The organism is Nostoc sp., from assembly GCF_054880495.1.
The window spans coordinates 1-9,510 of sequence record NZ_JBTYKD010000385.1; the positions used below are offsets into that span (position 1 = coordinate 1).

Here is a 9,510-nt window from a genome sequence, read left to right on the forward strand (position 1 = left end):
TCAGCAATAGAATTTGCTTTTAAGATCGGACACATTGAGTATTGACCTTGCGGATAACAATATTCTTCTGTTCCATCTATGTAAATTTTTCTTTTTGTGATTTGGTTGTGGCTTTTTATGGTGATAAATGTCTTTGTTCTGCTGATTGCTTCGTATCTAAATATGCAATCATGGTCACAAACTGAACGACATTGATAGGTTTTTCCTACGATAAATTTAGTCATGATGCCTCAAAGGAATATAGAAAGAATTAGGCGATCGCTTAGGGTGCGATCGCCCTGATTAACTACCACCAAGTACTAAGTAAGCGCCAGCCTGGTAATTCTTTAGCAAGAATCTGGCGAAGTTCACAATTAGTTATTTTTCCTGAAACTTCAATCTCAATGATTCTTAGTTTGCCTTCTGTGTCAGTTAAATCAGCTTTAAATTTCATGGTCGGATACCAATAAATTCTTAGTGTTTGTTCGCGTAGCGTCTCGTTGGCGTAGCCTCTCGTAGAGAAGAGAAGGGAGAGTGCGATCGCAACTACAGCGATCGCAGAGATAACTAACTAAAACGGAACTGCGTAACGATTGAAGTAAGTTTGCAGGTCTGAAGGATTAATCAGCAATTCTGTGCCGATTGAAGTCTTGCAAACTATTCTTAAAAACTGCTTACCATCGATAATTTGACATCTTGCGCCTACAACTTCTACATAGTCGTTAACGCCGGGGATAAAAATAGAAACTGGTAAATCTTTGTCAGGTATCATGAGGTGTCCTTGGTCGGGTACACCTATATTATAGCATGTATACATACTATAGTAATCGATACTTTATGCAATCTTTAAGAAGCGCAAAGTCGGCGGGGTCGGTTTCCGTTCCGTCGAACTTTGCAAGAAGATAGCGTGTATACTTGCTAGAATCTAAATGCAGATTTCGCAATAAAAATATGGGAATTGGGAGAGGCCGCCCCGGCGGTAATCCAGAATTTGGCAAAAGTATTAAGCGTGATTCGGCTGGAGATGAGCCATTAGAAAGGCATTTACAAGTTCGTCTTACGCCCTCGATGGATGAGGCGCTTAGGAGTTTGGGCGATCGCCGGTTGGATTTTGTGAGAGAGGCGATCGCGGAGAAGCTGGGGCGGGAACTGGCCGCCCAAACAACTAAAACAGAGACAACTGAACTGGTGACGGCTGGCCAACAACCGCAGCACAACCAAACCAACCAGGAAGGCCAGGGAGAGGAAGCAAACCCCACGCCAGGGGAACCGGATGCGACCCCAAAAACACGGCGCAAGGCAGGCCAGACCCAAGGGCAAAAGCCAACGAAGCCCAAGAGCCAGACCCGAAACCAGAAAAACACTGTGACTGAGAACTAGACGGCACGAGGCCAGCCGGACACGCTGAACTAGGAAAAGAAACCCACAACCCGCCGCCACTGGCCACGGCACGAACACAGGCCACGGAACGAGCTGCAAACGCCCCACGACCACGCCCCCAACGACCTGACGCAACGCTGAAAACCTCGGCTGCGGGGAAAGCTGATCGGAAAAACGCATCGACACCGGCGGCGCAACCGACCAACACGCGGGAGCCAGGGGGGACGGCCGCAGCCGCCGCAGACAACGGCGCGGGAGATAAACCCCACTTGCGGGAGCCAGAAAAACCAAAGCAAGTGTAGTTTGTAAAGATATGTGAAAGCATAGTTTTTAAAAACTGTAGGGTGTTTTTATTTTCGCGGAGTGACCGGAGTGAAGTGGAGGTGCGGGGAGCGACCGGGACTTTCAGCGAAATGCAAGAACTTGGCCACTCAAAGCTCCCCGTGCCGGAACGCAACGCAGGGAGCGGAGCGATCGGGCGATGTGGGTCGCGGCGCGTAGCGTAAGACCCACGAGCAGTGAAGATTACGCAGTAATGATCTTGCGGATGCTTAAACTCCAGCGCTCAGATTTAAGCTTTTTTATCCCGTGAGGTATTTTGCTGTTAAATTCTATAATTTCGCCGTTGCTTAAAATTTCAATATTTCCATTATAAAAAAACTCAACATTTCCCCCTAACAAATCATCCTTGCTGATATTAACTAAAACAACTTTGCTATCAAAAATATCCCGATCTACGTGATTTTTAAGCTCACAACCTGCTTGATATTTATATAATAAAATGCTATTCCAATCACTTCCACACCATAAATCATTGCATTTTTTTCTTAAAGCGCTATCAATTTTAATACCCTCAAAAACGTAGCTCTTGAAACCTAACTCAACTCCTAAACCAAACCATAAACATTCTCTATTGCTAGAATTTTGCTTACCATTCCATCTCTCAGCTTCTAATAAATATTCGTGAGCTTTAACAAAATCCCAAACTTTAACTTTATCAACAAAACCAATTCGCTTTAACATTATAAATCTCCCTTGCTAAAACTCTAATCTCCTTTATTATAGCATGTATACAAACTATAATAACTTTTGTTTTTCCGGGTGCGAGCGCCAGCGAGCAGTGTTGGCGAAGCCTCTCGTAGAGAAGAAAGAATGCGAGAACTTATTTTTTTTGAGTATCTTTCTTGATTGCAGAGATACCCTTACCCACTTCTTTTTTTTTCTTCTTTTTCCTCCTGTGCTGTGTGTAGTGGAATGGAGCGGAATGGAGCGAAGCGGAATGAAGTGGAATGAAACGGAACACTGCACCATTGTGGAGCAAGCACCCCAAGAAAAATGCACATCATTGGAGCGAAGCGGAAATGATATAATGCCTTTTTCGGTGTTTGCGTAGCACTCCCTCGGTGGGAGCGAAGCGGACACGGAGGGGTATTTCTTAAAGTGAGCGGAGCGAACAACAGCTACTCGCCGTGCGAGCTTTAGCGAGCAGTTAATTAGTAACGAACGTAGTGAGCAGTACGTGGAAGGAATGAAACGGAGTGGAGGTACTGGGAGCGACCGGGACTTTCACTGAATTGAGAAAACTTGACCACTTAAAGCGGACAGTGCCGGAACGTAATGGAATGACTGGAACAATATTCTTTTTGCGATCGCACTCAACCACCAAAGCAAACCCCGTCCTGTGTGAGGTGCTACGGGGCATTAATCGAAGTCGTCAGGCAATTCTGCCTCTTTTAGCGTCTCCTGTAGCTTCTGGTAGGTGGGTAAGGACGGGTGAGATAATGAGATGTTTCTTGGTTTTTCTTTACCTTCTACAGGATTCTTAGCTCGGTTCTCAGTGCGTCGTCTAATACGGTTGCGATCGCTGTAGGGAATCTAAGGCGTTATAAGGAAATAGGATTTACGCAAAACTACACAGTGTATGGGTAATTCAGGCATCACCGTGCCAAAAAAGGTTTTTTGTACGCTAAGAAAATTTCAAGTGCCTGAAACGACGATTTTTCGTTCAAACTTGATCAAAACTAGCAGCATAACCATAGTTCTTTCACCAAAAAGCACTTCTTGAAAGGCTTACTCCATTTTAGCTTCAGCCTTAGGGTAAAATTTACCCGGTTTGGCACGGTGACGCCATTCATGAATTGCCCTACTGTAAAGTCACTACTTTGACCATTATTTGTGTTTGTGTTTGTTGATCTCCTACGGGAGGGGTAACTGCAAAACCATGACTATGAGAGATTATCCCATGAGAGATTGGCCAGTTTGCTATCGTTATTACTTTGGATTTGCATACAAGTTTAGGCGATATTTTTGTACCTCCTAAAATTTGATGTTCTTCGTGTGATGACAAATCTTTTAGTAATGCTGATAAACTGTTGTCGGTATATACATATGTACTTATATTCATGTTGATTCCATGAGAAAAACTATTTGATAATAACATTCAATGGCACTTATATAAGTTTTTAGGTTTTTATTTTCCCAAATTGGGAAAATGTAGTGGAATCTATCCCACTAATAAAATTCTGTTAATCCAGATGTGAATTGTCGCTAGGGAAAGGAAAGCATTGAAACAGGCGGAAATTCGTTCCCATCGAACAACGAGTCTCCGGTATTTTCGTTGAAACCAGGCAAAACAGCGCTCTTGTTGAAAACGCGGAACTGAAATTTTAATTGGTCTACCCCTATTTTTCTTGGTCTTCCAAAGACGCTTGGGCCATTGCGGTCTGATACCGCGCCTACGCAAGGCTGTACGTTTATCCTTGGAGTCGTAACCTTTATCAGCCGCAAGTACTTTAACTCGTTTACGAGGCCTACCGGGTCTATTGGTTTTAACTTTGACGATATGTTTCGACTGTGCGATGGTCGTTCTTCGTTCCAGTGTAGTGATTGCTTCCACTTTTGCCATAGCGATCGTATTCTTTTTTTATGGTGATGTTGATAATTGATCGCACTTTTCGCTATCCTTTCCCATCATAACTACTCCAAGTTTGGTGACAACAACAGCACAATGTTGTTTTGTGCCAAGAGTTAAGTTAATTCTATAAGGAGTGTCGCCTTTTACAGTGCCTCGATAATCAAATTGTAATTTCCGGGATGGGTATTCAATTGAAATATTATCCACAGAATAAGTAGGAATTTCTTGTAAAAGCTTTAATCTTTTAGCCTCTGATTGGGCTGTTTTGATATCTTGAACAATCTTATCAGATGCCTTACTTAATCTTTGATTATTCACAAATCCCAACCAACTAGGAACTGCGATCGCAGATAGCACACCAATCATCAAAATAACTACAAGTAATTCAATTATTGTAAATCCCTTATCTTTCATATTAATTACTACGAAGCCTTTTTCTATAATCCCAAGGTTTCTCAAAGTTAGCTGACCATACACCCAAGTGTCCAGATTGTGCGATCGCTTCTGCTCTCAAAAAAACATCACCATTAGGGCATTTTTTCACATATTGAGGATAGACGACCGCTAGTCCGACTAACACCTGCTCAGAGTTGAAGTTCTTCTCAACGCCATTCTTAGAGGAAAAGACTTCGGCTACAGTTCGACCATAGCGATCGCTCTCAACTGGCGTGACCAAAACCCTACCCTCAACTTCATCTACTAATCGCTGTAAATTCGCTTTTGATTCCAAGCCTAGTGGTTGTCCTGGCTGTTTATTGTGTCGAATTTCTGGACTGTCAACCCCACATAGCCTTAACTTTTTCTCTTGTCCGTCCATTTGGCGAACTACGATCGTGTCCTCGTCTGAAACTCTGATTACCTGCCACTCTTCAGAATCTGGCATAGGTGGAAAATGCGAGTTCGCCATTCCAGGCATTGTACCGTGCAATTTGCTACAGCTACTGATAGCGATCGCACATAGTAAAACCGAAATATAAACTTTTCCTACATGAAGTTTGTGATTTTTCATACTTAGATTCAACACTTAACAAAGTGACAATTATCACTCTAAGATGAGAGCAGCACAATTATTTGTCAATGGTGTGGCAAACTTATGAAATTTACTTGTCAAAATATTTTGGCTTTGCTTGTGGGTGTGGGTGCAGCTGCTTCTTCAGTGGGGCCTGCTGCGGCGATTCCTTATAATGGCGCAAATGTATACAAGGCGATGGATAGCGGAAGTACAGTAGTTGTATTTTCAGCTACAGCTGGTAGTCGCATTGCGGTTAGCCTTGGTAGCGAAGATAAATCAACAGCAAGATTAGCTGGCAGTTGCGGTGAAGTAAGAATTTCTCTTCCAAGTAGTGGCGATTTTACAGGTTTGAAGGTAGACGGAACTGCTGTTAACGCTGCAACTTTGTCAACTCAAACCTTACCATCTTGCGTAAGCGGTTCTTTTAGTGAAGCTAGAACTGCAAATTTTAAAACCCCTACTGGACAAGTCGTTATTGTTGGTAAAACTCCAGGTGCAGCCGTTGCAGTTACCTTGCCATCCCCAACAACTCGAAATGTAACTGTTAATGCTTGCGGGTTCGGAATTTTAAAAGGTACTTCCACCAGTGCTTTGCCTGCAACTTTTATGGTTGGCACAACTAGCTACACTGTGGCAACCCTGCCTAATGCTACAACTGCTCCATATTGCCGAACGATTGACGGCACTCCTTATGGTTACGTCCCTGCATCCTGGTAATGGTAATGATTTATGCGATCGCTTTCATTCTTAGAGGAAAGGAGCGATCGCACCCAAATTGGTAGCCCGTCAACTTTTTTAATAACCCGCCAAGGGCTGACATTTTCAATCGTTTGGAATGTCTTGCAGCAGCTTACAACTACACCAACTTGCAACTAGATTTTTATATTTTTAGAGGAAAAGTGCTTAAAAAACTATTATTTATTCTTACTCTAATTGCCTTAACTCCATCAGCCGCCCTAGCTGAAATGAAAGGTTATCTTGGTACTGATGGATACTTTCATATTCAAGGTTTGGAAGCTAATAAAAATTATTCTGTAGATTTGGGGGGAATGCCTTTAATTAGGAGTGGGATTTCTAATAGTTGTGGGATATTGCGGATAGCGACAAGTGGGACGATTAAACAGAGCGATCACATTGAAATCAAAGATGAGAAATCAGGGTCAGTTTATGGCTTTACGAATACAAATATTCCGATTAAGGAAACTGCAAAGTGCGATGGGACGGTTAAAGCTGAACGCGAAATATGGGCAGATGACAAGGGGACTACTTATATTTCTGGGTTATCACCATCTAGCGCTCAAACTATCAGGCTTTTAACCTCAGCGCCTACGAGAAATATTAGAGCTAATATTTGTGGTTTTCTATCTTTTAAATTGGGTGAACCGCGTCCTGGTGCGATTATTATTGAGAATCAAGCTTTTGTGCTTTCAGGATTGCAATCAGGTGGGGGAATTGCTTGCAGGAAAGGGAAATTGTTTGTGGCTTATCCATCTCCAGTTTTTGCAAGTGCTGTTAACGCGATTACGTGGCGATCGCAAAATACAATTCAGTTTTCATCTACTACTCAAATAGCAAGTATTAGTGGTGGTGGCGGAACTTCTTGGAGTCCGCCGCCAAGTAATCCAAATCCTGGTGGTGGTGGAAGTAGTGCAACTTGCCCTACAGGTACTACAGGCACACCGCCAAATTGTGTTACTCCTCCGCCCCCAACTTGTCCGGCAGGAACTACAGGTACTCCGCCAAATTGTGTGACTCCTCCACCTCCAACTTGCCCAGAAGGAACTACAGGTACTCCCCCTAATTGTGTATCGCCGCCGCCGCCTCCTCCACCCCCTCCGCCAACTTGCCCAGAAGGAACTACAGGCACTCCGCCAAATTGCGAAGCACCTAAACCAACGCCAGTATCAGGCAAAATGTGTAAGTATGCTGGAACCCTTGTAGTTATTGGATTGCCACCTAATAAAAATCTTGTTGCCTACGCTTCCGAGCGTGGTGCGTACAACGACAGATTTACCACTTCTGATTCTGGAGGATGGGCGCAATTTGATAATTTTAATTTTAATGCTACTTATGAAGGCGACCCAGCAAGCGTTGGAATACAGTACAAAAAAGATAATGGAGATTGGGAGAATGTTGATGCTTATTTTGTTTACATCCCCTCAATTACCCCATGTAAAACTAATTAAATCTCTGCATCTTTGACACTAAGCACTAGCAACTTAATTGTAAACAGCGATCGCCGCATCTTAGCCCATGCTCTATAGGTTGCAGCTTTCTGATTATCTAACGTATTTTGTCTGGTTAAATAAGTTTCGGTATCGCTGTTACCTCTTACATAACGCAACTCAAATACTTTAAATTGATCAACTGCTCTTGATGCTACTACCTGGGCAGTTTGGAAATCGGTTCGCGCCTCATCAAAAGCGATTAATGATTGGGCTACTTTATCCCGAATTGTATCCGCCAGTTGTGCGCGGCTGCGCTGAAGTTCAGCCACCTTTACTTGGATGTCACTGATAGCGATCGCATTCCTCTGCGCGTCAGCATTCCCCCCTTGGCTTCCCTGAAATAGAGGAATTCCAATCACATTTAACAACCCATTAATTAAGTTAGTTTTGCCACTAAATATCCCAGCAAGATTGTCAATTAATCCCGTCCCTGCTGCTTGTGGTTGGCCTGCTGTGGGTGTGGGGCCTAAAAGGTATTGCAGCGCTGGGGTAAGGATTCCAAGCTGAATAGATTTCCTATTTCCCGCTTTCGCCTCCTCGATGCGAGAATTAGCCTCAGCAATACGGGTATCTATTTCTTTGAGTAATGGGGACTGTGCGATCGCTTTCTCCTGAAGTTGTTGTAAGCAAACCGCCGACGTTTCTAAGCAAGGAAGTCCGCCGCGCAGCAGCCGCCACATATCATCATTCATTTCCCTCTCAAGAATCACATCGATGCTGGGCTTGTTAAAAGGATTCTGTTCAGGTTTAGGCAGTTTAGAATCAGATTCCTGATCAGCCTGCTGTGCCTCCGACGCTCCTTCTCCTGACGGAGACGCTCCGCGAACGTCGCTACCGCTAGCGCTATCTGGCGTTAATTCCTCCTTTGGTTGAACTTCAGGGGTTGTCTCATCTGGTGTATCAGAATCCCCAGTAGTCGGTTGTGGCGGGGCTGTCGGAGTTGGCGGGGTTGACGGAGTTTTAGTATTAGCGGTGGGTACTTTGATTGGGACTGGGGACGATGTTGGTAGAGCGATCGCTTTCCCCATTCTTAGAGGAAACAGCAGGAGCAGCGCTAATAGTAATAGTTGTGGTGTACTTGCCATTTACCCCAGTCCACGGTTTAATTCGCCTAATGTAGCCATTGCGGGGCGATCGCAACATCGGGATTTGTGCTAGTTTATCCTCGACTGTGGTAAGTGAGATGTTTAGTTGTGCCAACTGATAATCTCTGTCCCTTACCGATTGGGCATACTGTTGCTGTTGCCGCGAATATTCCTGTTGAGTCTGGTTTTCCTGCTGCTGTCTACGCGCCTCATTGAGATTTGCATCATACTCTGTCAACTGACGGCGGTTTTGGGCAGCAATCAGCCGCGACTGGGCAACCTCTAAATCAGATTGTGCCAATCTCACATTTATTTGTAATTGTTGTAATTCCTGTTGCTGGTTAATTGCAGAAGCGTTGAGTTTGGCTTTACTTTGGTCAAGAGCAGAATTAGCCTGATCCAATTGACTTCGCAACTGCTTTAATTTAGCCTCCTCATGTTGCAAAATCTCAGTTGACAGTTTCATATCTCGCATCGACTGAATCATCTGCTCTTGTTCTGCCACCTTTTGAGATGCAATCTGAAATCCCGCTTCAGCATTTTCAGATTCAGCCCTACGTTCTGGGTTATCGGTTTGTAGCAGTTGTGTACGTGCTTCTAATAATCCTTGCGCCTGGGATAACTTCATTTTAGATTGTGCGATCGCTGCACTTTCCTCTGAGAAAATAGCCGGAGGTAATGGTTTTAGCCCCAATGCTTGAGTAGGTTTAAAAGGTTCGGGAATGACCTTACTTTTAAGATTATCAATTTGTAACTTGACAGATTTTTTCTGCTTATCTAAGCGATCGCGTTCTGTGGAATTATCAGATATTACATCCCCTTTTTTAATTTCTTGATTAAGTTTGACCTTTAAGAATGAGGGATTATCCACGGATATACTCATTCTTAGAGGACGGTTTTGTTGAAGGACTG

General features: G+C 43.7%; 14 protein-coding genes. 4 read left to right on the top strand and 10 right to left on the bottom strand.

Annotated elements, in window-relative coordinates:
• The 3 genes from ACYTXL_RS32760 to ACYTXL_RS32770 form a co-directional block, all read right to left on the bottom strand.
• Nucleotides 1–224: hypothetical protein (locus ACYTXL_RS32760; RefSeq protein ID WP_461928237.1), on the bottom strand; the 224-nt coding region annotated here is incomplete at its 3' end.
• A gap of 62 nt (nucleotides 225–286) precedes the next feature.
• Nucleotides 287–433, bottom strand: coding sequence for a hypothetical protein (locus ACYTXL_RS32765; RefSeq protein WP_461921724.1), 147 nt, complete (start codon nucleotides 431–433; stop codon nucleotides 287–289).
• A gap of 117 nt (nucleotides 434–550) precedes the next feature.
• Nucleotides 551–796, bottom strand: coding sequence for a hypothetical protein (locus ACYTXL_RS32770; RefSeq protein ID WP_461921723.1), 246 nt, complete (start codon nucleotides 794–796; stop codon nucleotides 551–553).
• A 134-nt stretch (nucleotides 797–930) separates the two neighbouring features.
• Between ACYTXL_RS32770 and ACYTXL_RS32775 the strand changes: the two genes are divergently transcribed.
• A complete protein-coding gene (locus tag ACYTXL_RS32775; RefSeq protein ID WP_461921722.1) occupies nucleotides 931–1,359 on the top strand; it encodes a hypothetical protein in 429 nt (142 codons plus the stop codon).
• Nucleotides 1,360–1,884: 525 nt separating this feature from the next.
• On the opposite strand, the gene ACYTXL_RS32780 is transcribed toward ACYTXL_RS32775, so the two are convergent.
• Nucleotides 1,885–2,382, bottom strand: a complete 498-nt coding sequence (locus ACYTXL_RS32780) for a hypothetical protein (RefSeq protein ID WP_461921721.1) — start codon at nucleotides 2,380–2,382, stop codon at nucleotides 1,885–1,887.
• A 515-nt stretch (nucleotides 2,383–2,897) separates the two neighbouring features.
• Here ACYTXL_RS32780 and ACYTXL_RS32785 point away from each other — a divergent pair.
• Nucleotides 2,898–3,185 carry a hypothetical protein gene (locus tag ACYTXL_RS32785; RefSeq protein ID WP_461928238.1) on the top strand — a complete coding sequence of 96 codons (288 nt, stop codon included), beginning with the start codon at nucleotides 2,898–2,900 and terminating at the stop codon, nucleotides 3,183–3,185.
• A 677-nt stretch (nucleotides 3,186–3,862) separates the two neighbouring features.
• Here the strand turns inward: ACYTXL_RS32785 and ACYTXL_RS32790 are convergent.
• Genes ACYTXL_RS32790 through ACYTXL_RS32805 form a run of 4 tightly spaced genes read right to left on the bottom strand, consistent with a single transcriptional unit; the run spans nucleotide 3,863 to nucleotide 5,282 of the window.
• Complete coding sequence (locus ACYTXL_RS32790; RefSeq protein WP_461928240.1) at nucleotides 3,863–4,246, bottom strand: transposase; 384 nt, start codon at nucleotides 4,244–4,246, stop codon at nucleotides 3,863–3,865.
• Nucleotides 4,188–4,310, bottom strand: coding sequence for a hypothetical protein (locus ACYTXL_RS32795; RefSeq protein WP_461928241.1), 123 nt, complete (start codon nucleotides 4,308–4,310; stop codon nucleotides 4,188–4,190). Before ACYTXL_RS32795 ends, ACYTXL_RS32790 begins: the two co-directional genes overlap by 59 nt.
• Nucleotides 4,283–4,687, bottom strand: a complete 405-nt coding sequence (locus tag ACYTXL_RS32800) for a pilus assembly FimT family protein (protein WP_461921719.1) — start codon at nucleotides 4,685–4,687, stop codon at nucleotides 4,283–4,285. Before ACYTXL_RS32800 ends, ACYTXL_RS32795 begins: the two co-directional genes overlap by 28 nt.
• 1 nt (nucleotide 4,688) lies before the next feature.
• Nucleotides 4,689–5,282, bottom strand: coding sequence for a thermonuclease family protein (locus tag ACYTXL_RS32805; RefSeq protein WP_461921718.1), 594 nt, complete (start codon nucleotides 5,280–5,282; stop codon nucleotides 4,689–4,691).
• 84 nt (nucleotides 5,283–5,366) lie between these two features.
• Between ACYTXL_RS32805 and ACYTXL_RS32810 the strand changes: the two genes are divergently transcribed.
• Both ACYTXL_RS32810 and ACYTXL_RS32815 read left to right on the top strand, forming a co-directional pair.
• On the top strand, nucleotides 5,367–6,002 hold the full coding sequence (locus ACYTXL_RS32810) for a hypothetical protein (RefSeq protein WP_461921717.1): 636 nt from the start codon (nucleotides 5,367–5,369) through the stop codon (nucleotides 6,000–6,002).
• Nucleotides 6,003–6,184: 182 nt separating this feature from the next.
• Nucleotides 6,185–7,471: a hypothetical protein gene (locus ACYTXL_RS32815; RefSeq protein ID WP_461921716.1), complete on the top strand. Its 1,287-nt coding sequence runs from the start codon at nucleotides 6,185–6,187 to the stop codon at nucleotides 7,469–7,471.
• On the opposite strand, the gene ACYTXL_RS32820 is transcribed toward ACYTXL_RS32815, so the two are convergent.
• Together ACYTXL_RS32820 and ACYTXL_RS32825 are read right to left on the bottom strand one after the other, a co-directional pair.
• Nucleotides 7,468–8,598, bottom strand: a complete 1,131-nt coding sequence (locus ACYTXL_RS32820) for a TolC family protein (RefSeq protein WP_461921715.1) — start codon at nucleotides 8,596–8,598, stop codon at nucleotides 7,468–7,470. The two genes, ACYTXL_RS32815 and ACYTXL_RS32820, sit on opposite strands and share 4 nt — an antisense overlap.
• Nucleotides 8,480–9,510, bottom strand: a 1,031-nt coding sequence (locus ACYTXL_RS32825; RefSeq protein WP_461928239.1) for an HlyD family secretion protein, incomplete at its 5' end; no start/stop codon positions are given. The genes ACYTXL_RS32820 and ACYTXL_RS32825, both read right to left, overlap by 119 nt.

Coding starts and splice junctions, on each gene's coding strand:
- ACYTXL_RS32775 (WP_461921722.1), top strand. CDS start 931: ATGGGAATTGGGAGAGGCCGCCCCGGCGGTAATCCAGAATTTGGCAAA.
- ACYTXL_RS32820 (WP_461921715.1), bottom strand. CDS start 8,598: ATGGCAAGTACACCACAACTATTACTATTAGCGCTGCTCCTGCTGTTT.
- ACYTXL_RS32765 (WP_461921724.1), bottom strand. CDS start 433: ATGAAATTTAAAGCTGATTTAACTGACACAGAAGGCAAACTAAGAATC.
- ACYTXL_RS32770 (WP_461921723.1), bottom strand. CDS start 796: ATGTATACATGCTATAATATAGGTGTACCCGACCAAGGACACCTCATG.
- ACYTXL_RS32805 (WP_461921718.1), bottom strand. CDS start 5,282: ATGAAAAATCACAAACTTCATGTAGGAAAAGTTTATATTTCGGTTTTA.
- ACYTXL_RS32800 (WP_461921719.1), bottom strand. CDS start 4,687: ATGAAAGATAAGGGATTTACAATAATTGAATTACTTGTAGTTATTTTG.
- ACYTXL_RS32780 (WP_461921721.1), bottom strand. CDS start 2,382: ATGTTAAAGCGAATTGGTTTTGTTGATAAAGTTAAAGTTTGGGATTTT.
- ACYTXL_RS32810 (WP_461921717.1), top strand. CDS start 5,367: ATGAAATTTACTTGTCAAAATATTTTGGCTTTGCTTGTGGGTGTGGGT.